Annotated in this window: 24 protein-coding genes; 12 read left to right on the plus strand and 12 right to left on the minus strand. The window is 54.6% G+C overall.

The window, feature by feature from the left end; all coding sequences use genetic code 11:
* Positions 1-4 precede the first annotated feature (4 nt).
* The 3 genes from DY252_RS20330 to pcaH form a co-directional block, all read right to left on the minus strand.
* Complete coding sequence (locus tag DY252_RS20330) at positions 5-1,675, minus strand: GGDEF domain-containing protein (RefSeq protein WP_082923453.1); 1,671 nt, start codon at positions 1,673-1,675, stop codon at positions 5-7.
* A 194-nt stretch (positions 1,676-1,869) separates the two neighbouring features.
* Positions 1,870-2,499, minus strand: coding sequence for a protocatechuate 3,4-dioxygenase subunit alpha (pcaG, locus tag DY252_RS20335; protein ID WP_064788677.1), 630 nt, complete (start codon positions 2,497-2,499; stop codon positions 1,870-1,872).
* 3 nt (positions 2,500-2,502) lie between these two features.
* Positions 2,503-3,216, minus strand: coding sequence for a protocatechuate 3,4-dioxygenase subunit beta (gene pcaH / locus DY252_RS20340; RefSeq protein ID WP_129542778.1), 714 nt, complete (start codon positions 3,214-3,216; stop codon positions 2,503-2,505).
* Positions 3,217-3,320: 104 nt separating this feature from the next.
* Here pcaH and DY252_RS20345 point away from each other — a divergent pair, with 104 nt between their 5' ends.
* Together DY252_RS20345 and DY252_RS20350 are read left to right on the plus strand one after the other, a co-directional pair.
* A complete protein-coding gene (locus DY252_RS20345; RefSeq protein WP_064788675.1) occupies positions 3,321-4,301 on the plus strand; it encodes a LysR family transcriptional regulator in 981 nt (326 codons plus the stop codon).
* The gene (locus DY252_RS20350) at positions 4,298-4,933 is read left to right on the plus strand and encodes a trimeric intracellular cation channel family protein (RefSeq protein ID WP_063089269.1); all 636 of its coding nucleotides are present in this window, start codon (positions 4,298-4,300) and stop codon (positions 4,931-4,933) included. Before DY252_RS20345 ends, DY252_RS20350 begins: the two co-directional genes overlap by 4 nt.
* A 25-nt stretch (positions 4,934-4,958) precedes the next feature.
* Here the strand turns inward: DY252_RS20350 and phnF are convergent, their stop codons facing one another.
* Positions 4,959-5,672, minus strand: coding sequence for a phosphonate metabolism transcriptional regulator PhnF (gene phnF, locus DY252_RS20355; RefSeq protein WP_064788674.1), 714 nt, complete (start codon positions 5,670-5,672; stop codon positions 4,959-4,961).
* 133 nt (positions 5,673-5,805) lie between these two features.
* On the opposite strand from phnF, the gene phnG reads away from it, so the two are divergent.
* The 8 genes from phnG to phnN are packed head-to-tail and all read left to right on the plus strand — an operon-like array spanning position 5,806 to position 12,189.
* Positions 5,806-6,306: a phosphonate C-P lyase system protein PhnG gene (gene phnG, locus DY252_RS20360; protein ID WP_064788673.1), complete on the plus strand. Its 501-nt coding sequence runs from the start codon at positions 5,806-5,808 to the stop codon at positions 6,304-6,306.
* Positions 6,303-6,905 carry a phosphonate C-P lyase system protein PhnH gene (phnH, locus tag DY252_RS20365; RefSeq protein ID WP_064788672.1) on the plus strand — a complete coding sequence of 201 codons (603 nt, stop codon included), beginning with the start codon at positions 6,303-6,305 and terminating at the stop codon, positions 6,903-6,905. Before phnG ends, phnH begins: the two co-directional genes overlap by 4 nt.
* A 2-nt stretch (positions 6,906-6,907) precedes the next feature.
* Entirely contained in the window at positions 6,908-8,041 is a 1,134-nt protein-coding gene (locus DY252_RS20370; protein ID WP_064788671.1) for a carbon-phosphorus lyase complex subunit, read from the plus strand.
* A 4-nt stretch (positions 8,042-8,045) separates the two neighbouring features.
* Entirely contained in the window at positions 8,046-8,972 is a 927-nt protein-coding gene (locus DY252_RS20375; protein WP_064788670.1) for an alpha-D-ribose 1-methylphosphonate 5-phosphate C-P-lyase PhnJ, read from the plus strand.
* On the plus strand, positions 8,972-9,754 hold the full coding sequence (gene phnK, locus DY252_RS20380; RefSeq protein ID WP_064788669.1) for a phosphonate C-P lyase system protein PhnK: 783 nt from the start codon (positions 8,972-8,974) through the stop codon (positions 9,752-9,754). The genes DY252_RS20375 and phnK overlap by 1 nt, the downstream gene beginning before the upstream one ends.
* A gap of 14 nt (positions 9,755-9,768) precedes the next feature.
* A complete protein-coding gene (gene phnL / locus DY252_RS20385; RefSeq protein ID WP_064788668.1) occupies positions 9,769-10,473 on the plus strand; it encodes a phosphonate C-P lyase system protein PhnL in 705 nt (234 codons plus the stop codon).
* Positions 10,466-11,608 carry an alpha-D-ribose 1-methylphosphonate 5-triphosphate diphosphatase gene (locus DY252_RS20390; protein WP_064788667.1) on the plus strand — a complete coding sequence of 381 codons (1,143 nt, stop codon included), beginning with the start codon at positions 10,466-10,468 and terminating at the stop codon, positions 11,606-11,608. The genes phnL and DY252_RS20390 overlap by 8 nt, the downstream gene beginning before the upstream one ends.
* Positions 11,609-11,649: 41 nt before the next feature.
* Positions 11,650-12,189, plus strand: coding sequence for a phosphonate metabolism protein/1,5-bisphosphokinase (PRPP-forming) PhnN (phnN, locus tag DY252_RS20395; protein ID WP_082923452.1), 540 nt, complete (start codon positions 11,650-11,652; stop codon positions 12,187-12,189).
* A 69-nt stretch (positions 12,190-12,258) separates the two neighbouring features.
* On the opposite strand, the gene DY252_RS20400 is transcribed toward phnN, so the two are convergent.
* The 6 genes from DY252_RS20400 to DY252_RS20425 form a co-directional block, all read right to left on the minus strand.
* Entirely contained in the window at positions 12,259-12,960 is a 702-nt protein-coding gene (locus DY252_RS20400) for a DUF1045 domain-containing protein (protein WP_064788665.1), read from the minus strand.
* A 95-nt stretch (positions 12,961-13,055) separates the two neighbouring features.
* Positions 13,056-13,703, minus strand: coding sequence for an LbetaH domain-containing protein (locus DY252_RS20405; RefSeq protein ID WP_064788664.1), 648 nt, complete (start codon positions 13,701-13,703; stop codon positions 13,056-13,058).
* Positions 13,704-13,705: 2 nt separating this feature from the next.
* Positions 13,706-14,518, minus strand: a complete 813-nt coding sequence (gene phnE / locus DY252_RS20410) for a phosphonate ABC transporter, permease protein PhnE (protein WP_008889692.1) — start codon at positions 14,516-14,518, stop codon at positions 13,706-13,708.
* 68 nt (positions 14,519-14,586) lie between these two features.
* The gene (gene phnD / locus DY252_RS20415; RefSeq protein ID WP_008889691.1) at positions 14,587-15,603 is read right to left on the minus strand and encodes a phosphonate ABC transporter substrate-binding protein; all 1,017 of its coding nucleotides are present in this window, start codon (positions 15,601-15,603) and stop codon (positions 14,587-14,589) included.
* Positions 15,604-15,673: 70 nt separating this feature from the next.
* Complete coding sequence (gene phnC / locus DY252_RS20420) at positions 15,674-16,519, minus strand: phosphonate ABC transporter ATP-binding protein (protein ID WP_008889690.1); 846 nt, start codon at positions 16,517-16,519, stop codon at positions 15,674-15,676.
* Between the two features lie 304 nt (positions 16,520-16,823).
* Positions 16,824-17,819, minus strand: a complete 996-nt coding sequence (locus DY252_RS20425; RefSeq protein ID WP_064788663.1) for an Ldh family oxidoreductase — start codon at positions 17,817-17,819, stop codon at positions 16,824-16,826.
* 234 nt (positions 17,820-18,053) lie between these two features.
* Here DY252_RS20425 and DY252_RS20430 point away from each other — a divergent pair, with 234 nt between their 5' ends.
* Complete coding sequence (locus tag DY252_RS20430; protein WP_064788662.1) at positions 18,054-18,512, plus strand: META domain-containing protein; 459 nt, start codon at positions 18,054-18,056, stop codon at positions 18,510-18,512.
* Between the two features lie 133 nt (positions 18,513-18,645).
* Here DY252_RS20430 and DY252_RS20435 read toward each other — a convergent pair whose 3' ends face one another.
* Both DY252_RS20435 and DY252_RS20440 read right to left on the minus strand, forming a co-directional pair.
* Entirely contained in the window at positions 18,646-20,316 is a 1,671-nt protein-coding gene (locus DY252_RS20435; protein ID WP_064788661.1) for a BCCT family transporter, read from the minus strand.
* Between the two features lie 64 nt (positions 20,317-20,380).
* Positions 20,381-20,794 carry a universal stress protein gene (locus DY252_RS20440; RefSeq protein ID WP_063089282.1) on the minus strand — a complete coding sequence of 138 codons (414 nt, stop codon included), beginning with the start codon at positions 20,792-20,794 and terminating at the stop codon, positions 20,381-20,383.
* Between the two features lie 860 nt (positions 20,795-21,654).
* On the opposite strand from DY252_RS20440, the gene DY252_RS20445 reads away from it, so the two are divergent.
* Positions 21,655-23,244, plus strand: coding sequence for an ABC transporter substrate-binding protein (locus DY252_RS20445; protein ID WP_064788659.1), 1,590 nt, complete (start codon positions 21,655-21,657; stop codon positions 23,242-23,244).
* Positions 23,245-23,437 lie beyond the last annotated feature (193 nt).

Here is a 23,437-nt window from a genome sequence, read left to right on the forward strand (position 1 = left end):
CATCTCATGCCAGCGACGACTTGCTGCCGGACGGCTCACCCTCATCAGAAGCAAGCACATAACAGTTCTTGCCGCGCGCCTTGGCAGCGTAAAGGGCATCATCCGCCTGATTTAGAAGCACGTCGATGGTCTTGCCATGCACCGGACAAAGGGCGATGCCGATGCTCATATGAATCGAAACCCGATTGCCACCGGTAATGAAGGGCATCTGGATGTCGTTCAATATCCGTTCGGCCAACATTGTGGCTTCGCCCTCACCACTCTCTCCGACATGACACACCACCACCATCTCATCACCGCCGAGACGCACAACCAGGTCGCCACCGCGCACACAACGGCGCAACCGCTTTGCGACCTCGCGCAGGACATCATCGCCAGCTGAATGACCGAACTTGTCATTGATCGGTTTAAAGTCATCAAGATCAAGCATCATGACCGCAAGCTGGGTCTTGTGGCGATCGGCATGGGCAAGGGCATGTTCGAAATAGACATCAAGTGCCAGACGGTTGCCAAGTCCGGTCAGGTTATCGTGATGGGCAATGTGTTCCATCTGACCAAGGGCTGCGTCCTTCTCTGTCAGTTTGGCCAGCAAGGCATTAAGGCTGTTTGACAGGATCTTGATTTCTCTTGCGCCATCAAAATCAGGAAGACGTTCAATTTCGCCACGTTTCATCTCCTCGATCGAACGGGCCATCTTGCCGATCGGTCCAACAAAGAAACCAGCCCCCCACCATGCAATCACGCTGGAGATGATACTTAACACCAACCCCCACGCCATAATGTCGCGGCGCAGGATATAAACTGGTTCGAGCGCCTCTTCGACAGGCTGACGCACCAGGATTGACCAGTTCAGGCCGGCGTAATCAAGGTGCCCGTCGGCCGGAGCATACCCGGTCAGATATTCCGCGCCATCCGGCCAAGTACTGATCTTCCACCCGACATTGTTGCGCTGTGCCTGCTGCAGGGCATCAAGTTCAAGCGATGATCCGACCAGCGCCCCATCCGCGCCCAAAAGAACTGTGCCATCGGCTGATATGACAAATATATCTACAGCGCGATGAATCCCCTGTCCGGCAAAAAGGGTTTTGCGGACATTATCGGCCCATTCCCAACTCAGATGGGTGGCAAGTACGCCGGTGAACTGGTCGTTGTTATTAAATAGCGGAACGGCAATGTCGACGAACTGGATCGGCTCCCCGTTATAAAGCGGGAATTTTTCAGCCAGCAATTTCGCATCGTGAACATCGCCGATGAACTGCCCATTTTTTCCATACTGAAACACCGGACGCTGCGCGATATTAGCCCCGAGCAACAAGTCATTCGTCGACGCAACCACCGTCCCGTCGCGATCAAGCACACCTATCCAGGTAAAGATCGGGATTTCACGACTTAGGCGATTGACGATACTTGAAATCTGTTGGGTATCTTCGAGCTCTTGCAGGACAGAGAGCGTGCTTAGGACCGAAACCTCGCCACGGTGGGTCCACATGGTACGGTCAAGCTCATCAGCCATCTGACGGGCAATATCAGAAACGCCCAGACCAATCTGCTTTTGCAGATCAGCACCGGATCGCTTTCCGACCACAAAGCTCATCAGTACGGTCAGGCCAACCAGCAGCAGCGCTGTTGCCAGAGCTACTTGCACACGGATTCCGACCTGTAACAACTTGTTCAAGGCTGATCCTCTCACTCTCTATCACCGGGGTCTTCTTTTTGTGTTTGAAACCCTCAGCAGCGGTTGTTTTACCACACCGCTTTTATGAACGTGAATATAAGAATCAGCAGACGGCTTTTTAAGTAGTTGATTGAACAAAAATACGGCAACCGCGAAGGGCGGTCGCCGCATTACCCCTAAAGTTTTACGCGCTGTTAGATGTCAAAAAACACGGTTTCGCCATCGCCCTGCAAGATGATGTCAAACCGGTAGACCGGGATCGGTCCACTGTCATCACGATCAGCAATCAGGGTCTTGCGACGGGTTTTCTGTTCGATCAGGTTCAGAACAGGGTCAGCCGCATTTGCTTCTTGTTCGTCGGCGAAATACATCCGGGTATTCAGCCCGATATTGATACCACGTGCCACGATCCAGAAGTTGATATGCGGCGCCATGTCTTTGCCATTGCGACCGGAAACCACGCCGGGCTTGATGGTTTCAAATCGATAGACGGCGGTATCGAAATCCGTTCCCGTCCGGCCCCAGCCGCGGAAATCCTCATCAACCTTGCCAGAATTCTGATGATCAAGTTCGTGGTTGTAACGCCCGTCTGCATTGGCCTGCCAGATTTCAAGCAGCGCATCACGCAGTGGCGTTCCGGTACCATCAACCACCCGCCCTTCGATGATGATCCGTTCCCCACGGGTGTTTTCATCGGCCAGAACGTTGGTGAAGTTGTTTTCAAAAATGTCAAAACCGGCCTGATTGGGAATGAGCCCGATATGGACATAGGGGCCCGCCGTCTGGGAGGCGGTTTCTTTGAGATAATCAAGGCTTTGAACCATGGGTCAATTTCCTTCCAGACGGTTTTCAAACAGGGTTGAACGACGGCCGCGCAGGACGATGTCAAACTTGTAGGCAATGGTATCAAGCGGCACGGAGCCCTTGAGATCAATCGGCGCTATCAGGCGGTTGATCGCATCTTCGTCCGGGACGACATGCACAATCGGGCATTCCTTGATCAGCGGGTCGCCTTCGAAATACATCTGGGTGATCAGGCGTTGGGCAAAGCCGGAACCGAATACCGAAAAATGGATATGGGCCGGACGCCAGCTGTTGACGTAGTTGCGCCATGGATACGGACCCGGCTTGATTGTGCGGAAAAAGTAGTACCCGTTTTCATCGGTCAGCGCACGGCCACAGCCGCCAAAGTTCGGATCGATCGGCGCAAGATAGGTATCTTTCTTGTGGCGATAGCGTCCGCCGGCATTGGCCTGCCAGAATTCGACCAGCGTATTGGGCACCGGACGGTTGTTTTCATCCAGAACCCGACCGTGCACGATGATACGTTCGCCAATCGGATCGCCATCCTTGGCATAGTTGCGGATCAAATCGTTATCAAGTGGCCCCAGTTCGTTCTGACCGAACACCGGACCGGTAATTTCCGACAAGGATCCTCGCAGCGATAGCAGCGACTGGCGCGGGGAACGCGCAACCGATGTCTTGTAGATCGGGGTGTAGCCTGCTGGCTGCAGCGTTCTGTCACGCTGATAGAATTCCATGATTTTTCCTCCGCAGATGATGCTCCAGACTGTTGAATGTCCGTGTTAAACGCATCCTGCGTGGCCAATTGCATAAAATAAATGCATCATTTATCATCTTATTCATGAGCAATTTTGATCATTTGGAACTGGACGGCCATGCGCTGCGTCTGTTTCTGGCCGTTCTTGAAGAAGGGTCGGTCACAGCCGCCGCCGAACGGCTTGGCGTAACGCAATCAGCGGTCAGTCACAACTTGACCAAATTGCGCCGGATTATGCGCGATCCGCTTTTCACCAAATCCGGGCGCGGGATCGTGGCCACCGCGCATGCCCAAAACCTGGCCGAACAGGCGCGGTTTCTTCTTGATCAGATGCAGGCCTTTGCCAGTGGTGCGCATTTCGAGCCGGATGGCGCATCCATGAGCCTGACAATTGCCGCCAACGATCTGCAGCGTGATCTTTTGTTGCCAACGCTGTTTCGCAATCTGGAAGGCGCGCTTGCCAATATCCGGATGACGGTGGTGCCGTCCCTTCTGCCCGGACCGGCCTTGTTGCGTGAAAATCATTGCGACCTTCTTATTTCGCCGCGCCCGCCCGAAGGTGTGGATATCGTGCAAAAGCGTCTTCTGACCGATCATTACATGGTGTTTTATGATCCGGATACGCGCGACGCCCCGCAAAGCGATGACGATTATCTGTCCGCGCGCCATATCACGGTGCGCTATGGCAATAACCGCACGCTTGAGTTTGACGACATGCTTGAAAATCAGGATGTTGAACGCAACATCGTTTTGCGGGTACCGAACTTTACCGCCATTGCCGAATTCCTGCGCGGAAGCAATATGATCGCAACCTTGCCAAGCCTTCTCCAAAAACATGCGCTGCGTGATTTCGCCTGTGCGCCGATGCCGCTAGCGGGTCTAAAAAAGGGCACGCTTGATCTTCCAATTTTCATGTGTTGGCACCAAAGATATCAGCACGATCCATCGCATCTCTGGTTACGTGAACAGCTTGAAGATGTTGCCGCAACCAGATTGCGCATGCCGATAGAACACCCCGTTTCGCAACCCACAGATCACGGGCAGGCCCCGCAAAGGACATCATGACGATTACTGAAATCATCTATTGGCTTGAACTGGCGGGGGTCGCCGTTTTTGCGATTACCGGCGCGCTTGAGGCATCCCGTCGTCAGATGGACATGGTCGGTTTTGTCCTGATTGCGACCTTTACCGGCATCGGCGGCGGCACTGTGCGTGATGTCATTACCGGGGCAACACCGGTTTTCTGGATACGCGACACCACCTGGCTTGTGACCTGCATCGGGGCTGCCGTCATCACCTACTTCACCGCCCATTTGGTGGAACGACGCTATGTTGCCTTGCTGTGGCTCGATGCACTGGGATTGGCAATGTTCGGGGTCACCGGGGCGGCCATCGGCCTTAATCTGGGCGTATCCCCGCTGGTCGCAATCGTTCTGGGCATGATCACGGCCACCTTTGGCGGCATGGTGCGTGATGTTGTCTGTAACGAAATTCCACTGATCCTGCGCCCGGAGATTTATATCACCTGTGCGCTGGTCGGTGCGGGGATCTATGTGATTGGCACTGCGATCCTTGATTTGCCGCGCGGGCCGATTGCCGTGATTGCGTTCTTTGCCGCATTCCTGATGCGGGCATGTGCGATCAAGTTCAAGCTAAGCTTCCCGGTCTACAGGGCCCGTCCAGGTCGGGAATACTAGGGCAGCACACCCGCTGTCCCATTCCCTACTCGACGATCAACTGAACCCGGTCGCTTGAAAAGGCGGTCACACCGTATTCGATTGGCGCACCGGCCGAATCAACATCAACACTTTCGGTCGAAATCACTGGTCGATTGCGCGCCTGTTTAAGCAGGTTGGCAACACGTGATGACGGAAGCGTTGCCGAAATGCGCGTGGTCTTTCGCGTGTAATCATCAATCCCGAAGCGCTTGAGGGCTTCTGTTAAAGATTTGGTTTCGACAAATATCTCGACAATGCCGTCAAAGCGCGCGGCGGGAAGATAACTTGTCGCAACCGCAAGCGGGACACCATCGGCCTCGGATACCGAAAACAATTCGATCACCCGCGTGCCCGGTTTGACATCGAGGAACTGCGCGATGGTCGAATTGGCTTTGAGGACCTCGGACGAGATCAGGCGTTTGTCGGGCAATCGATGACGGCCCGATACGATCTGCGAGAACCGGGTCTTGGAACCAAGCGGGTAGTCAAGGATCTGTTCCTGAACAAACGCCCCGCGCCCCTGTTCGACACGGACAACATTGGAATCGACAAGTGCCGCCATGGCGCGGCGCACCGTATGACGATTCACCCCAAAGCGCCGGACCAATTCCATCTCGGTCGGCATCTTTTCGCCGGGCGTAAAAACGCCGTCAGAGATATCAGCCAGAAGCTGCTTTTCTATTTGCTTCCATATAGATAGGCCCGGTTCCCAATCCATTACATTCCCCGTTCACAAAACTTTCACCGCAAGACCTTTGCCTTTGGTGCTGGATCGTCTTATAACGTCAATAGGTATAGACGTCTAGACAAATTTTGAATTTGTCGACATAAGTTGAAAAGGGATCAGTTTGATGACGGCGCACCCCGCCCCGAATGCCCGGACAGATCAAAACCGGAATGCAGATACCCCCACCGATCCGTATGTTACCGCGCGCCAAAAATGGATGTCGGTTCTGGCCCGCACATCCCGTGCACGCCTTGAAACCGAATGGTCGGAAAATCACAGCAGCGAAAGCTGGACGCACCTGCGCGAACCGCAAATCGGCATGGTGATGGTACGCGGCCGCGCTGGTGGTGCCGGGCAGCGTTTCAACCTTGGTGAAATGACCGTGACGCGTTGTGCCGTCACGCTGTCAGACGGCACGGTCGGGCATTCCTACGTCAAGGGACGTGATCGCATTCAGGCGCAATATGCCGCCCTGTTTGATGCGGTGATGCTGCGCGACGGATCGGCAAGCGATTTCATCGATACCCTGGCCGCCGAACAGGCCGCTGCCAAACGCGACCACGCCCGCAAGGTTGCCGCGACCAAAGTTGATTTCTTCACCCTTGTCCGCGGAGAAGACGAATGAGCGTACAGACCAGCGAAGTCCTTTCCGGTTTCGGCCATGCGGCTTATGATTCAAACGCCGTGTTTCGCGCCCTGCTTGATGCCATGTCGCGTCCCGGCCGCATTTATGATTTGCCGGTCGATGTATCTGCACCTGACGGGTTGAATGCAGCCGCGACCGCAACGCTCCTTGCCATGGCGGACATGGATACCACTGTCTGGTTGTCGCCTTCCTGCGCAACCAAGGCCGCCGGTGATCATTTGAAATTCCATTGCGGCTGCCCGATCAGCACGGATGTCAAACAGGCCGATTTTGCGGTTGCGCGCATTTCCGATGATCTGTCCTTTGTCACCGACCTTGCGGTTGGCAATGCGGAATATCCTGATCAATCCACAACACTGATCCTGATGGTCGATGAGATTTCAGATCGCCCGTCCATGACCCTTAAGGGACCGGGCATCAAGGATACGCACAGCCTATGCATCAAGGGGCTGCCCACAAGCTTCCATGCATGGCGCGCAGAAAACCATCACCTGTTTCCGTGCGGCGTTGATGTGATTTTCGCAAGCGAAACCCAGATCGCCGCCCTGTCGCGCACTACCCGGATAGAGGTCAATTAATCATGTATGTTGCAGTAAAAGGTGGCGAACGCGCCATCAACAATGCGCACAAGCTTCTGGCCGAGCAGCGCCGGGGCAACAAAGACATTGCCGAAATCGAAACCGATCAGATCGAACAGCAACTGTCGCTGTCCGTCACCCGCGTCATGGCCGAAGGATCGCTTTATGATCGCGATCTGGCCGCCCTTGCCATCAAGCAGGCGCGTGGCGACTTGATCGAGGCGATCTTTTTGATGCGTGCCTATCGCACGACGCTGCCGCGCTTTGCATTTTCCAAGCCGATCAAAACCGCCGAAATGGATATATCACGTCGCATTTCGGCAACCTTCAAGGACCTGCCCGGCGGACAGATTTTGGGCCCGACCTTTGACTACACGCATCGTCTTCTCGACTTCACCCTGATGGCCAATGGCGAAGCGCCCGCCGAAGCACCGCAAGGTGAACAGCCGGTTGATGAAAACATGCCGCGCGTTCTCGATGATATTCTGAACTATGAAGGCCTTATTCAGGACGAACCAACCCCGGTTGATGACAATGCCCCGGTTGCCGACCTGACGCGTGAGCCGGTCAAATTCCCGGCCGGGCGTGACTTGCGCTTGCAGAACCTGTCGCGCGGGGATGAGGGATTTGTTCTGGCACTCGGCTATTCCACCCAACGCGGCTATGCCAACAGCCACGCCTTTGTCGGTGAAATCCGTTATGGCACCGTTTCGGTAGAGATCGAGCCCGAAGAGCTCAGCTTTGCGATTGATATCGGTGACATCGAACTGACCGAATGCGAGACGGTCAACAAGTTCAAGGGATCAAAAACCAAGCTGCCGCAATTTACCCGTGGCTATGGGCTGGTATTTGGCCAGAACGAACGCAAGGCCATTTCGATGGCGCTGGTCGACCGTGCGATGCGCGCCAATGAAATGGGCGAACAAATCATGGGCCCGGCACAGGACAGCGAGTTCGTGATGGAACATAGCGACAATGTCCAGTCCACCGGCTTTGTCGAACATATCAAGCTGCCACACTATGTCGATTTCCAAGGTGAACTTGAATTGGTGCGCCGCATGCGCGCCGAGGTCGAGGAACGCCTGGCGAAATTCGACGCCGAAAGCGGCACATCCCAACCCGAGGCCGCGGAGTAATCCCATGGAACAGACTGTCCAAAATCCGGCCGACGGCGCACCGGACTATAACTTTGCCTATCTTGATGAACAGACCAAACGCATGATCCGGCGTGCCCTGCTTAAGGCCGTGGCGATACCGGGCTATCAGGTGCCGTTTGCCGGACGCGAAATGCCAATGCCCTATGGCTGGGGCACGGGCGGTGTTCAGGTGACGGCTGCTGTGATCGGACCGAATGATACATTGAAGGTCATTGACCAGGGGGCGGATGATACCACCAACGCGGTGTCCATCCGCCAGTTCTTTGCCAAGACCGCGCAAGTGGCCACCACGGAAAAGACCGCCGAGGCATCCATCATTCAGACCCGCCACCGCATTCCCGAAAAGGAACTGCGTGGAGATCAGGTGCTGGTCTATCAGGTGCCCATCCCCGAACCGCTTCGCTTCCTCGAACCGCGCGAGACCGAAACACGCAAGATGCACGCGCTTGAAGAATACGGCCTGATGCACGTAAAGCTCTATGAAGACATCTCGCGTCATGGCCATATCGCGACCACCTATGCCTATCCGGTTATGGTCGATGATCGCTATGTGATGGACCCGTCGCCGACGCCAAAGTTCGACAATCCCAAAATGAACAATATGGCAGCGCTTCAGCTTTTCGGGGCCGGTCGTGAAAAGCGTATTTATGCCCTGCCGCCCTACACCAAGGTCAAAAGCCTCGATTTCGAAGACCATCCGTTCGAAGTCCAGACCTGGGAAGACGAATGCGGCATGTGCGGTGCGCGCGACAGTTACCTTGATGAAGTCATCCTCGATGATCAGGGCAACCGCATGTTTGTCTGCTCAGACACCGATTACTGCGCAGAACGACAGCAAGCCGGCCATCGTGGCCCGCAACATCATGACCAGCCGCTTGGCAATTCAAAGCGTGAAAAGGCAGCAGAATAATGACCCAGACAAACGAACCGCTTCTGCGCGTTGATGACCTGACCATGGTGTATGGTGACCGGATCGGCTGTAAGGATGTAAGCTTTGAACTTCGCCCGGGCGAAGTGCTTGGCATCGTTGGGGAATCCGGATCGGGTAAATCAACTTTGCTGCGCAGCATTTCTGCCCAGCAGGAACCGACCAAGGGCACAGTCGAATACCAGACCCGAATTGACGGGATTTGCGATGTTTATGAGATGTCCGAAGCCCAGCGTCGTCTTCTGATGCGCACCGACTGGGCCTTTGTGCACCAGAACCCGCGTGACGGATTGCGCATGAATGTCAGTGCCGGGGCCAATATCGGTGAACGGCTGATGGCGATTGGTGATCGTCATTACGGCAATATCCGCAGCAATGCGGACAGTTGGCTGGGAAAGGTCGAAATTGCGTCTGAACGCCTTGACGACCTGCCTTCAACCTTTTCGGGCGGCATGCAGCAACGTTTGCAGATTGCCCGTAACCTCGTAACCAGCCCGCGCCTCGTCTTTATGGACGAACCCACGGGTGGGCTTGATGTTTCTGTTCAGGCCAGATTGCTCGATCTGCTGCGCGGGCTGGTTCACGACCTTAATCTTGCGGTGATCATCGTCACCCACGATCTGGCCGTCGCACGGCTTCTTTCGCACCGGCTGATGGTGATGCAACAGGGCAAGGTCATCGAACACGGCCTGACCGATCAGGTCCTTGATGATCCGCAGCATCCCTATACCCAGCTGCTCGTTTCTTCCATTCTGCAGAACTGATCGGGGCGAAGAAAATGTCTGAAATGCTTCATGCTCAAAACGTCGCCAAAAGCTTTACCCTGCACACACAGGGCAGCGTGACCATCCCGGTCTTCGAAGGTGTCGAATTCATGCTTTCGGCAGGGGAATGCATCGCGCTGACCGGTGAATCCGGCTCCGGGAAAAGTACCTTCATGCGCATGCTTTATGCCAATTACACATGCTCGCAAGGCTCCATCAAGGTGTTCCACGATGGCGACTGGCTTGATATCACCACCGCCAGCCCGCACTCGATCCTTGATATCCGCAAGCGCACGCTGGGCTATGTGTCGCAGTTCTTGCGCGTGATCCCGCGGGTGCCGACCCTTGATATCGTTGCCGAACCGCTGGTGGCCCTTGGCACGGATCGCAAGACCGCGACTGACAAGGCACGTGATCTTTTAACCCGTCTTCGCATCCCGGAACGTTTGTGGCAGCTTTCGCCGCTGACCTTTTCGGGTGGGGAACAGCAGCGTGTGAATATTGCGCGTGGCTTTGTTGCCGATTATCCGATCATGCTGCTGGATGAACCGACCGCATCGCTTGACGCCCAAAATCGCGCCACAGTTCTGGCGCTGATTGAAGAAGCCAAAAGCCGTGGTGCGGCGATTGCCGGTATTTTCCATGACCACGAAACCCGTGATGCCGTCTGCACCGGGTCGTTTGATGTGACTTCGTTTAAAGTTGGGGCCAATGATTGAACAGATTTTTACCAATGCCAAACTCGTTCTGGCCAACGAAGTCATTGATGGCGCAGTGCAGGTCAAGGACGGCAAGATCAGCGATATTTCCGATCGTCCTTCGAACCTGCCAGGGGCAGAGGACATGGGTGGCGACTATTTGATGCCGGGCCTGGTCGAGCTGCATACCGACAATCTCGACAAGCACCTGACCCCGCGCCCCAAGACCCGCTGGCCAGCAACAGCCGCCGTTGTTGCCCATGACAATCAGGTTGCCAGTGCCGGGATCACCACCGTGTTTGATGCGGTATCCATCGGTGACGTCAATGAAGGGTCGGAACGCATTGTCAGGTTGATTGAATCGGTCAATGCCCTTGAACACGCGCTGGAAAATGCATTGCTGCGTGCGGACCATAAACTGCATCTGCGCTGCGAGACATCCTTCCCGGGCATGGTCGAGGCCCTTGGTCAATTGATTGACCTGCCACTGGTCAGCATGCTTTCGGTGATGGATCACACACCGGGCCAGCGCCAATTCGTCAGCCTTGATGCCTATTACACCTACTATCAGGGCAAATACGGCCTGAACGACGAGGAAATGCGCAAATTCATCGCCACCCGCCGTCGTGATGCAGAGCTTTATTCCGAAAAGCATCGCCGTCATGTGGTCGAGCAGGCCCATGCCAAGGGCCTGGCACTCGCAAGCCACGATGACGCAACCGCCGAACACGTCGCCGAGGCGGTTGCAGACAAAATGACCGTGGCAGAATTCCCGACCACGCTTGAAGCCGCCAAGGCATCCCATGAAGGTGGGCTTGGTGTGATGATGGGGGGCCCGAACCTTGTGCGCGGCGGATCGCACAGCGGCAATGTTGCGGCAGGCGAGCTGGCAAAGCAGGGTTACCTCGACATCATATCAAGCGACTATGTCCCGCACAGTCTTTTGCACGGTGCGATGAAACTGTTTGATGAGTTCGAAGGCTACGATCTGCCACGTGCCATTCGCACTGTGTCGCTTAATCCGGCGACCCAGGTCGGGCTTGATGATCGCGGGGAGATCGCGGTTGGCAAACGCGGCGACCTGATCCGTGTACACCATTCGCCTCATCATCCGATTGTACGCGGCGTCTGGCGCGAAGGTGTGCGGGTGTCATGACCGGGGCGCCTGCACATAATTGCAGATCAGGATATGGCCTTTTGGTCCTTGTCGTCGGTCCAAGTGGCGTCGGCAAGGACACCCTTCTCGATGCAGCGCGCGAAAGACTGGCTGATGACAAGCAGTTCTGCTTTCCACGGCGCTGCATCACCCGCCCGGCCGGATCGGCTGGGGAAACACACATCCCCGTCCGGCCCGAAGATTTCGGGCAAATGGCACGTCAGGGGGCGTTCCTGCTGAGCTGGATGGCCCATGATCTGGGCTACGGCATCCCACGCCATGTTCTTGGCGAGGTCGAGGCAGGCAAAACCGTCATCGTCAATGTATCGCGCAGCGTCATTGGCGATGCCTGTACCCTTGTCGGGCAAAACAACGTCCGGGTGATCAGCATCCGCGCCAGCAGCGAAGCATTGCGCAAACGGCTCGAAGCCCGGGGTCGCGAAGATGCCCCTGATATCGAACGCCGGCTTGCGCGCGCATCCGCCTATCAGATCGAGGGCGATCATGTTGTTCATGTTGATAATGATGCCGATCTTGAAACCGGCATCGCACGTTTCATCCGCGCAATTGAAATGCCATAACCGATTGCAAACCGCGCCTGAGGCTGTTTCAGCCATCCCAAAATGCTGCACCTTAAAAGCGCAGCATTTTTATCCGGCAAGCGGGAAGCGCTTCAGCAATCTGAACGGTTTCTGATCCCCCGGATCACCAAACAGACAGACTTCGCGAACGGTAAATGGTTCCTGACACAGCGGTGCGACAAAGCCGGACAGTGCCGCCTCGAAGGGATCGATCTGGTCGTCTGACAGCTTGTTGGTTAATGTCAGATGGAAGCGGAATTCTTCCATCACATAGGGATAGCCCCAGCGCACAAGATAGGCTTCCTGCCGATCCGTCAGACCGCTAGCACGGCGTTTGTTCATTGCCGCTTCGTCTTCGGGCTGGCGAAAGTAATCCAGTTCGCGCACCAGTGTTGCCGCAAGGTCGACCAGATCTGCGACGGGTTCGGTTGGAACAAGGGCCAGAAAACGACCCATCGCCTTTAAGACCAGATGCCCACACGTTACCGGTGCAGTCGTTTTGCAAAGGCGCGAAACGGCTGCTTCCAGGTCACTGCAATCCATTCCGCTTGGCAGTGCGAATGGCGGTTTCAGGGTGCCATGAAAGCCGTATCGCGTCGGCGACGTGGTTGCCACCACAATCTCGGCCTCTGTCAGGCCCGCAACAGTTGGACGGGCCAACTGGTTTCCGGTTTCCGGATCACGCCCCAGCCAAGCATTGCCAAACTGCCCCAACGCGCTTTGCGGTTCTGGCGCATAATAAAGCGCGTAGCGTTGATATTGGTCGGTCATGAGTGAACTCTGGAAACGGGTGACGTGGCGAGAAACGCCGAAGGTCAGTAGCTTAACCTTCGGCATCCATCATAACACTGAGAAATATTGATCGGTTAAACCGTATCGTATTTCAGGCAAAAGTCACGCACCGGAAGCGTTCGGAAATCCTGCAACCTTTCGCGCAGCATTTCATGCGACCAATCCCACCAGCGAATGCGCAACAGGGCATCGACGATGTCTGCCTTAAACCGGGGGCGCAGGGGGACAGCCGGAATGCCTGTCACAATCGTGTAGGGCGCGACATCCTTGGTAACCACCGCACCAGATCCAACCACCGAACCGATGCCAATGGTGACACCACCCTGCACAATCGCGCCGTGCCCGATCCAGACATCATGCTCCAGACGCACGCGTTTTTCGCGACGCCAGTCAAAAAACGCCGGGTCATCTTCGCCCAGTTCATAGGCTCTGGAACGATATTGGAAATGATGCATCGATGCCCGATCCATCGGGTGCTGTCCCGGGTTGATGCGGGTATGGGCGGCGATATTCACGAACTTGCCGATATCGGAATAGATGATCTCGCTGTCATTCACGACATAGGAATAGTCATCCATTTTCGTTTCGCGCATCGAGGTACGTGCACCAACTTCGGTCCAGATCCCCATTTCGCAATCAACGACAATCGCTGTTTGGTCAATCGTGGGCTGTTCCGACAATGCCTTCATTGCCGGTTTGGCCTGCGTAATCTTAAACGCCATGATCAGGTCACCAGTTTACGCAGACGCTGGGACACCATATCGAGCAGGCTGACCGAGATAATGATGATGATCATGACTGCCGCTGTTTCCGCGTAATAGAAGCCACGGATATATTCCCACAGCACCATGCCAATGCCACCAGCCCCGACAATGCCCAGCACGGTAGCAGAGCGCACGTTGCTCTCGAAACGATAGAGCGAATAGGAAATCCACAACGGCAAGACCTGCGGGATCACACCAAAGATGACTTCCTGAAGCGCATTGGCACCGGTGGCGCGAATGCCTTCGACCGGTTCGGGATCAATCGCCTCGACCGCCTCGGAAAACAGTTTGGCCAAAACACCCGTGGTGTGAATCCAAAGGGCCAGAACACCAGCAAACGGGCCAAGACCGACCGCGACCACGAACAACATGGCAAAGACCATTTCGTTGATCGCGCGGAAGGAATCCATCAGGCGACGGACCGGCTGATAGACCCAGACAGGGACGATATTTTCAGAAGAAAGAATACCAAACGGGATCGAACAAACGATGGAAAGCGCTGTGCCCCAGATCGCAATCTGGATGGTGATCCACATTTCTGCGACATACATCTTCCACATCAGGAAGTCGGGCGGGAAGAAGCCCTCGGCAAAGTCGACCATGTTGCCGCTGTTTTCAAACAGCGCCATCGGGCGCATATCTGCCCCCTCCCACGACATGGCCAGAAGTCCAAGGATGATCGCCCAAAGCAGGAAGCTTGATGCCGACCGCTTAAGGTCACGCGGCGGAAGCTCCGTTGCGACAGATGATGTCGAAGAAATGCTGCTGTTCATCGTTCAAATCCCGGAATTAAAAGCAAACAGGGAGCGCATCTTTGATGCACTCCCTGTCGAAAAGTCGGTTACTGGTAAGCAACCAGGATGTCGAGTTCAGCAAGTTTCTTGTCGATCTCGGCAACGCGTTCTGCTTTTTCTTCAGCAGAAAGCTCTTCGGTGTTCTGGATTTTCAGCTTGTCCTTGAACAGGGCCAGCTGACGGATCGGGTAAAGCTGCGCGTTCGAGCTTTCCATGAAAAGACCCATGCCATCGGAGTTGTTGGCAAGAACTTCCTTGGCGCTTTCAACATCGCCGAAACGACCGTAACCAAGGAAGAATGCCTTGATTTCGGATTTCAGTTCGCGCGACAGGTCTTTACGGTAAACCATCGGGTCAGACGGGATCAGAGGCGAGGTCCAGATGACTTTGACCTTGTCGGTGATTTCCGGCTTGTTCATTTTGGTACGGCCAAGCTGCTCGGAGTTGTTGGCAGCAACATCAACCTGTTTGTTGGCAGTCGCCATCAGGTTGGTTTCGTGGTTGGCGTTACGAACAGTCTTGAAGCATTCCTTCGGATCAACGCCGTTTTTGGCGAAGACATAATAGGACGGAACCAGGAAGCCCGAGGTCGAGTTCGGATCACCGATACCGAAGTTCAGCGAACCATCACATTTCAGCATGTCTTCAAGGGTTTTGACCTTGTCGTTGTCAGCCTGCGTGATGATGTGGGAGTAGTAACCGTTCGAACCATCGGATTTGGAGGTCTGAACGAAGACTTCGCCACCGGCGCGGTCAACGGCTTCCATTGCCGACTTGTTACCGAACCAGCCAACATGAACCTTGCCAAAGCGCATGCCTTCGATGATGCCGGCATAATCCGGTGCAAAGAATGCCTCGACGTCTTTGCCAAGAGCTTCCTCCATGTCATCGATCAGCGGCTGCCACTGAGCTTTGAGGTTGGAAGTAGATTCGGTCGAAATGATACCGAAAACGATGGTTTCCGGATCCTGTTCGAGCGGCTTGAATTCAACATCGGCCTTGGCAACGACGGATGCCAGCATCGTGGCCGCAAATGCTGCGGATGCGATTGTCTTAACGTTCATAAGAAGTCCCCTGTCAGAATAGATTTCGACATGTTTCGAGAAGGTAAGGCAGTCATGACAACTGGCCCGGCTAGCTTGTTGCGACAGCCAGGTCCTTTTCTGCGATGGGCCGTGTAACTGGCTCTGCGGCCTTTGCCGCACCATCGGCAAAAAGTTCGGAAGAATGTTCGCCGTAAAGTTCCTGAAGGAATTGCGGCGTCAGTTCGCTTGACGGTCCGTCAAAAACGACTTCACCATCGCGCATGGCGATGGTGCGTTTGCAGTAGTCTTTTGCGTAATCAACCTGATGAAGCGATACGATGACGGTGACGTTGTCTTCGCGGTTCACACGATCAAGCGTGTTCATCACCTTGCGGGACGATGCCGGATCAAGTGATGCAATCGGCTCGTCAGCAAGAATAAGTCGGGCACCCTGGGTAATGGTACGCGCAATCGCTGCGCGCTGTTGCTGACCACCCGAAAGGTTACGCGCCTTTTTCGACGCATGGGCATCAATGCCAACACGATGAAGCGCACTCATGGCGCGCATCTTTTCGGTTTTGGTAAACAGACCAAGCGAGCCGCGCCATGCCGGAACACGGCCCAAAAGCCCCATCAGGACATTGGTCAGAACCGAAAGGCGGCTAACCAGATTGAACTGCTGGAAAACAACACCAATCTCGGAGCGCACCTTGCGGGCACCGCGTGAAATCTTGCCATTTTCCTGAATGGTTTCGCCAAACACGACGATCTTGCCGCCATCGCGATCACCGCGCAGCAAACCGGCAATATGACGGATTAGTGTGGATTTACCCGAACCCGATGCGCCAATCAGCGCCACCATCTCGCCTTCCCGCACCTGCAGTTTGACGCCGCTAAGCGCACGCTTGTCACGGGTAAAGCTTTTGTTCAGTCCAGAGATATCTACAACCAGCATCAAAAGAGTCGCCTGAATGTGTTTCGCTGGATGAAGAAGCTACGCACAAACCGCGACTCTACGGTGACACTGATGTTACAGTTCGATGATTACGCAGAGCATATCGCCCCGACAACAATTAAACTTGTCTATACATCAAGAATTCATCGAAGTATTTACCAGTAATTTCGACATTATTTCTGTAATATTTTCAAAATTATCAACAAGAATTTGTCTGATGAATATCCAATTTTAAATCTACAGAACAGTCAAACATTCTGCATCAACCCTTTTGACACCGACACAGACACATCGACCACGAACTTTATTTAATTTGACTGATGGTCTCCATGACGTCGTCTTCGATCTCAAGCCCCTGCGCTTCGGCAAGTGCGCGCGCCTGCTTGCCGCGACGCCCTGGCAAACGCACGCCTTCTTCTGCCGCAATCTCGTTGGCAATATAGGCAAGGTGCTCCATTACACCGACACCGCCGGTTGCCTTGGGATCAATGGCTATGATCAGTTGTCCAAGCGCAGGCGGCGCACCTTTGTCATCAAAAAGTGACGAAGACTGGTGGCCGAACTGTGCACCGGTAAGACCAGCCGCAAGAAGTTCCACCATCATGGCAAGTGCCGCCCCCTTGACCCCACCTGCCGGGATCATCGTGCCATCAATGGCTTTCACGGCATCGGTGGTCGGATTGCCATCCACATCAAGCGCCCAGTCATCGGGAATGGCGACACCCTTTTGCTTGGCGGCCATGATCTTGCCGCGCGCGACCTTTGAAAGTGCAAGGTCGATGATGATCGGATCACCGGCATCCCCGACCGGTACACCAAAGGCAATCGGGTTTGTGCCAAACATCGGGCGCCGCCCACCCCATGCCGCCATGGCCGCCGGGGCATTGGCAAACATCATCGCCGCCAATCCCTTTTCTGCCAGACGTTCGACCGTAAGCCCCATAACCCCCGCATGATGCGACCTGTGGATTGCGGCAATCGCAATACCCTGGGCGCGGGCCATGTCGGGCAATTGATCCATCATCAGATCCAGTGCCGGATAGGCAAATCCATGCTGCGCATCAATGCGCAAAACGCCAGGTGTCGGCTTTTCAAAGATCGGGCTGATCATGCCATCAACCTTGCCGACCTTTGCCTGCGCGCTATAGGCCGGCACGCGACGAAAACCGTGCCCACCTTGCCCGGATGCCTCAGCCGTCACAAGTGCCGTTGCGACCGAGGCCGCATTGTCTGCCCGCACATTGCAACGCATCAAAGTTTCGCACACAAGTGCGTGGGCATCTTTCACGGAAATCTTCATCGTCAGGTAACCTTGATTTTCAAAGTGGGGCTTTGGAACCGGGAAACGAGCGCAAGGATCATGCGCCTGCAGGATCCGTAACATAGCCCCAAGCCATCCCTGCGCGCAAAGCCGTTTTGGGTGCGACCAGAAGCGCCTTTGGCGCAAACGACATTGAAAAATATGATACCATCACCAGAATTTGCGAATAACAGGATCGCGCGGAGGCCGCGCAAGCATTACAGGAATTCAGATATGCGTCAGGTTAAACACAGGATCGGCTTGCCTTTGGCATTGGTGGCGTTGGCATCACTTGCGGCCTGCGGCACCGCATCCACAGGCAACATGACAACAGACTGGGCAAGTGTAACCGATCAGGAATGGCAACTGGTGCAGGTCATTGATGGCAACAGCACCCTGTCGCCAACCCCGCCTGTCATGGCGACCGCCACATTTTCCAGCGAAGGCATGGTGTCGGGCAATGCGGGCTGCAATCAGTATTCAGGTAGTTACGAACAAGCGGGATCGTCACTCGGTGTCGCGCAGCTCGCCATGACACGAAAGATGTGCATCGCCGGCGACGCTATGCAGATCGAAAATGCCTTTAGCGGCGCATTCGTCTTGGTCAGCAGCTGGGACGTTGTTGATGGGCGTCTTGTTCTCAAGGACAATGACGGCGACATGGTTATCGAGCTGACACCCGCCGCACAATAAGCACATTGGCATCAATCTCATACCGCCGACGCACCATGCTTGCGCGAAATGAAAAAAGGGGCACCAGTTGGTGCCCCTTTTCTTTGACAGGTATCATAACCGCCAAACGGCGAGATACGCATATGTCGATATTCTAGTCCTTGCTGACCGTCGCCTCGGAATTGGCACCGACGGCCTTGGGTTCGGTCCGCAGACCCTGGATGATCGAATAACAGGCCATCAGAAGGACAATCGCAAACGGGAAGCCGGTCGAAACCGCCATCGCCTGCAATGATCCAAGACCACCGCCCAGCAGCAATGCAATTGCAACCAGACCTTCGAAGGTGCACCAGAACACGCGCTGCGGGACCGGTGCGTCGACCTTGCCGCCTGCGGTGATGGTATCAATCACAAGCGAACCAGAGTCAGACGAGGTCACGAAGAACACGATCACCAGAACAATCCCGATGAAGGAGGTGATGGCTTGCAGCGGAAGCTGATCAAGCATGGTGAACAGTTTGATCGGCAGACCTGCTTCGGCAATGGCGGTAACGCCTTCGGTCACCATATGCACCGCGGTGCCGCCAAAGGCCGTCATCCACAGAACACACACCAGCGACGGAATAATCAGAACGCAGGTGATGAATTCACGCACGGTACGACCACGCGAAACACGCGCAATGAACATGCCGACAAACGGTGACCAGGAAATCCACCAAGCCCAATAGAAGGACGTCCAGCCCTGGCTGAAGTTGGCGTCTTCACGACCGACCGGGTTTGAAAGTGCCGGAAGATATTGCGCATATGACAGCAGGCTCGAGAAGAAACCGGTGATGATTTCCATCGTCGGACCAACCAGAACCACAAACAGCAACAGAAGTGCTGCAAGGATCATGTTGATTTCCGACAGACGCTTCACCCCGGCATCAAGCCCCGCCAGCACCGAAATAAGTGCAACACCGGTAATCCCGATAATCAGGAAAACCTTCGATGTATCGGAAACCGAAATGCCAAACAGGTAATCAAGCCCGGCATTGGCCTGTTCCGCTCCGAAGCCAAGCGAGGTCGCAAGACCAAACAGGGTTGCGAACACCGCCAGAATATCAATGAGGTGACCGGTCCAGCCCCACACACGTTCGCCAAAGATCGGATAGAAGATCGAACGAATGGTCAGCGGCAGGCCCTTGTTAAACGAAAACAGTGCCAGTGCCAGTGCGACAGTGGCATAGATCGCCCACGGGTGAAGACCCCAGTGGAAAATGGTTGCAGCCATGCCAAGATCAAATGCAGCATCGGCATCACCGGCGGCCGCACCAAGCGGCGCCCAATCGGTACGAAGACCATCTTCACCGACAGCAATTCCACCCATCGAGGATGTGAAGTGCGAAATCGGTTCTGACACACCATAGAACATAAGACCGATGCCCATGCCTGCAGCAAACAGCATGGCAAACCAGCCGGCATAGGAATAATCCGGTGTTGCATCCGCACCACCAAGGCGCACACGGCCAAGCGGCGAGACAATCAGAAACAGACACAACACAACAAATACGTTGGCAGCAGACAGGAAGAACCAGTCAAGCGACGATGTCAGCCAACCACGCAGGTCGTTGAACATCGGCCCGACACTTTCCTGAAAGGCCAGGGTGAGAAAGACGAATGCAACAATCGCAAGACCCGAAATCAGAAAGACCGGGTTATGGACATCCAGTCCAAATGGCCCGATCTCTGCTTGGATATTGTCTTGCCCGATTTCATATTCTGTATCAATCGGGTTCGCTGCACCGTCCGGGCTTTCAATGCCCGTGTCAGCTTCAGACCCCATTTGAAACTCCCTAGGTTAAATGATTATACAGCTACCCCTAGCCGTAAAGGTTCGTCCGCATCCTCTAACGCACGAGGAATACAGAAAGATCCGAGTGTGACGCGACATATCCGCCATGCGATGCAAAAATATGGTCGGCAATACCGGGCACGTGCGATGCCATGACGATGACGTCGGCACCAAGCTCGTCGGCCTTGGCGACAAGTTCCTTGCTGAGATCCACCGCCGGATCATGCGAAATATGCGCGACTGCCTTGGTGCTTACACCATGCTTGGACGCCAGATCCTCGGCGAAAGCCTGAAGTTTCTGTTCAAATTCCTTTGGCGTATGTGCCACCGATGACGGCGTATTGGTACCGACACCGAGAAGGCTTATCTCGGCCTTGTAATGCTTGGCTAGATCGACCGCCGTTTTAATTGCTTTGTCCAATTTTTCAACGTGGGCCAAATCGACAGGCACGAGCATCTTCTGATACATTCATTCCTCCGTTATGTGCACCACCCCTGAAGTCCGTGGTTTCACGAAATATCAGGGCAGCGAAAAGAACCTAACATTGACTGTCTACAAAATCAAAAACGGGCTTTCGAAAGTGCGCACAAGCAATGCTGCAATATTTGCCGTAAAATTCCGTCACACGGTTTGACAGTACTCGTTGCCGAAAATTGACCTGACCACATTGGGAAACTGCACCTAAAGTCGAATCGCCAGATGATTATTTTTCAGGTTTCCAAACAAAACATCGGGTGCCTTTAAGCGAATTTTCGATGTTCGAACTTGAAAATTTTAAAAATTTTTTCTCAATCAAAATCGGCCTGTCCAACCCATCGGCTTTTCCACCCGTAAACCCCTTAATTGGCAAGGCGTTTCTTGGCAAAATCCATCGGATTTCTATTCTATTTTTCAGAGAGTTTCACATGATAAAACTCTATCCCCGGATGCCGAAAAATCGCACGGCCATGCGCACTTGGCTTGATGAAGCCCCCAAACTCGTGTCACGATGTGCGCGATTTGTGCACTGTCTGTCCCACACAACATGTGCCTCCAGATCAGAACACCATAAGTTCTGAATGGACATATTTGCTGGATCCGTCTTGTGAAAGGCAGGCATCCATGGCCGTGCACATACCCGAAAGGGAAAATTATTGTGGCCAACGGGGGAGTTGATCAACTGCGCAATAGCGGTGCCATGGCGCAACAGCACATCTTCATGCTGCATGCCCGTTTGTGTCTGAACGACACCCCAACCTGCACAACCAAGCACAACCAAATCGCGGGTAGGATCTGCCACACCATTAAAATAATTCAGCAAAATCAAAAGCATCAGAGAAGGAACAGGGATGACTGACCCTATCAAGTATTTCGCGTCACGCGTCACAGCATCTGAAATGAACCGTCGTGAATTCATCGGCCGTTCGATGGCCGCCGGCCTGACCCTTGCCGCTGCCACAAGCCTTTATGGCAAGGCTGCCATGGCACAGGAACCAAAGCGCGGCGGGCATCTGAAACTTGGCCTTCAGGGCGGGGCTTCGACCGACGTTATTGATCCGGCAAAATCCTCTTCGCAATTCACCTTTGCCATGAACCGTAACTGGGGCGACACCCTGGTTGAATCGCACCCGACCAGCGGCCTTGCCGTACCGTCGCTTGCAGAATCCTGGGAACCGAATGCCGACGCATCTGTCTGGACGTTCAAAATCCGCAAGGGCGTCGAGTTCCATGACGGCTCCGAACTGACCATCGATGATGTTGTCAAAACCCTGAACCGCCACACCGACGAAAAGTCCGAGTCCGGCGCGCTGGGTGTTCTGGGCTCGATCAAAGGCATCGAAAACAAGGGTGGCGATCTTGTTCTGACCCTTTCCGAAGGCAATGCCGATCTTCCGCTTCTGCTGAGCGACTATCACCTCGTGATCCAGCCGGGCGGCGGTTACGATAACCCGAATGCCGGTATCGGTACCGGTCCGTTCAAGATCGACAACTTCGAAGCCGGCGTGCGCGCAACCTTCGTGAAAAACGAAAATGACTGGCGCACCGATCGTGGATTTGTTGATTCCGTCGAAATGATCGTGATGAACGATGCCACCGCACGTATGGCAGCCCTGTCGTCGGGTCAGGTTCACTTCATCAACCGCGTTGATCCGAAGACCGTTGGCCTTCTGAAACGTGCACCGAATGTCGAAATTCAGACCACTTCGGGCCGCGGCCACTATGTCTTCATCATGCATTGCAACACCGCACCGTTTGACAATAACGACCTGCGTCTGGCGCTGAAATATGCGATGGACCGCGAAACCATGGTCGAAAAGATCCTTGGCGGTTACGGCAAGGTCGGCAATGACTTCCCGATCAACGAAACCTATGCCCTGTTCCCGGAAGGCATCGAACAGCGTTCCTATGATCCGGACAAGGCAGCCTTCCACTTCAAGAAGTCCGGCCATGAGGGTTCGGTTCTTCTGCGCACGTCTGACGTCGCCTTCCCGGGTGCTGTCGATGCGGCGGTTCTCTATCAGGAAACCGCGAAAAAGGCCGGGATTGATATCGAAATCAAACGTGAGCCGGGTGACGGTTACTGGTCGAACGTCTGGAACGTTCAGCCGTTCTCGACCTCTTACTGGGGTGGTCGTCCGACCCAGGACCAGATGTATTCGACGGCCTATCTGTCGAGTGCTGACTGGAACGACACCCGCTTCTTCAACACCGACTTCGACAAGATCCTTCTTGAAGCGCGTGCTGAACTTGATCAGGCCAAGCGTAAGGAAATGTATCACGACATGGCACTGATGGTCCGTGACACCGGTGGTCTTATCCTGCCGATGTTCAATGACTTCGTGAACGCAACCACGACCAACGTTTCCGGCTTTGTCGATGACATCGGGAACGACATGTCGAACGGTTATGTTGCTTCGCGTCTGTGGATCAACAGCTAATCAGCCGGGGTGCATTGCATCCCGATGATTGAAGACTTGCGGGATCACGGTTGTTTTGACCGTGGTCCCCGTCTTGTTGTTCGCCTGTTTGTTTGACACATGGTCTGATCGAAATTTCCAGATGGAGGCAAATTATCCTTTGCCGTCCCACCCGTCTTGAATTTCCGTTCAGGCCATTAAGGGGGAGTATGTG

Source organism: Thalassospira indica, from assembly GCF_003403095.1.
Classification (GTDB): domain Bacteria; phylum Pseudomonadota; class Alphaproteobacteria; order Rhodospirillales; family Thalassospiraceae; genus Thalassospira; species Thalassospira indica.

Coding starts and splice junctions, on each gene's coding strand:
- pcaH (WP_129542778.1), bottom strand. CDS start 3,216: ATGGAATTCTATCAGCGTGACAGAACGCTGCAGCCAGCAGGCTACACC.
- phnK (WP_064788669.1), top strand. CDS start 8,972: ATGACCCAGACAAACGAACCGCTTCTGCGCGTTGATGACCTGACCATG.
- phnE (WP_008889692.1), bottom strand. CDS start 14,518: ATGAACAGCAGCATTTCTTCGACATCATCTGTCGCAACGGAGCTTCCG.
- DY252_RS20370 (WP_064788671.1), top strand. CDS start 6,908: ATGTATGTTGCAGTAAAAGGTGGCGAACGCGCCATCAACAATGCGCAC.
- phnD (WP_008889691.1), bottom strand. CDS start 15,603: ATGAACGTTAAGACAATCGCATCCGCAGCATTTGCGGCCACGATGCTG.
- phnC (WP_008889690.1), bottom strand. CDS start 16,519: ATGCTGGTTGTAGATATCTCTGGACTGAACAAAAGCTTTACCCGTGAC.
- DY252_RS20425 (WP_064788663.1), bottom strand. CDS start 17,819: ATGAAGATTTCCGTGAAAGATGCCCACGCACTTGTGTGCGAAACTTTG.
- DY252_RS20345 (WP_064788675.1), top strand. CDS start 3,321: ATGAGCAATTTTGATCATTTGGAACTGGACGGCCATGCGCTGCGTCTG.
- DY252_RS20400 (WP_064788665.1), bottom strand. CDS start 12,960: ATGACCGACCAATATCAACGCTACGCGCTTTATTATGCGCCAGAACCG.
- DY252_RS20445 (WP_064788659.1), top strand. CDS start 21,655: ATGACTGACCCTATCAAGTATTTCGCGTCACGCGTCACAGCATCTGAA.
- phnH (WP_064788672.1), top strand. CDS start 6,303: ATGAGCGTACAGACCAGCGAAGTCCTTTCCGGTTTCGGCCATGCGGCT.
- DY252_RS20430 (WP_064788662.1), top strand. CDS start 18,054: ATGCGTCAGGTTAAACACAGGATCGGCTTGCCTTTGGCATTGGTGGCG.
- DY252_RS20350 (WP_063089269.1), top strand. CDS start 4,298: ATGACGATTACTGAAATCATCTATTGGCTTGAACTGGCGGGGGTCGCC.
- DY252_RS20440 (WP_063089282.1), bottom strand. CDS start 20,794: ATGTATCAGAAGATGCTCGTGCCTGTCGATTTGGCCCACGTTGAAAAA.
- DY252_RS20390 (WP_064788667.1), top strand. CDS start 10,466: ATGATTGAACAGATTTTTACCAATGCCAAACTCGTTCTGGCCAACGAA.
- DY252_RS20375 (WP_064788670.1), top strand. CDS start 8,046: ATGGAACAGACTGTCCAAAATCCGGCCGACGGCGCACCGGACTATAAC.
- phnF (WP_064788674.1), bottom strand. CDS start 5,672: ATGGATTGGGAACCGGGCCTATCTATATGGAAGCAAATAGAAAAGCAG.
- phnG (WP_064788673.1), top strand. CDS start 5,806: ATGACGGCGCACCCCGCCCCGAATGCCCGGACAGATCAAAACCGGAAT.
- pcaG (WP_064788677.1), bottom strand. CDS start 2,499: ATGGTTCAAAGCCTTGATTATCTCAAAGAAACCGCCTCCCAGACGGCG.
- DY252_RS20435 (WP_064788661.1), bottom strand. CDS start 20,316: ATGGGGTCTGAAGCTGACACGGGCATTGAAAGCCCGGACGGTGCAGCG.
- phnL (WP_064788668.1), top strand. CDS start 9,769: ATGTCTGAAATGCTTCATGCTCAAAACGTCGCCAAAAGCTTTACCCTG.
- DY252_RS20405 (WP_064788664.1), bottom strand. CDS start 13,703: ATGGCGTTTAAGATTACGCAGGCCAAACCGGCAATGAAGGCATTGTCG.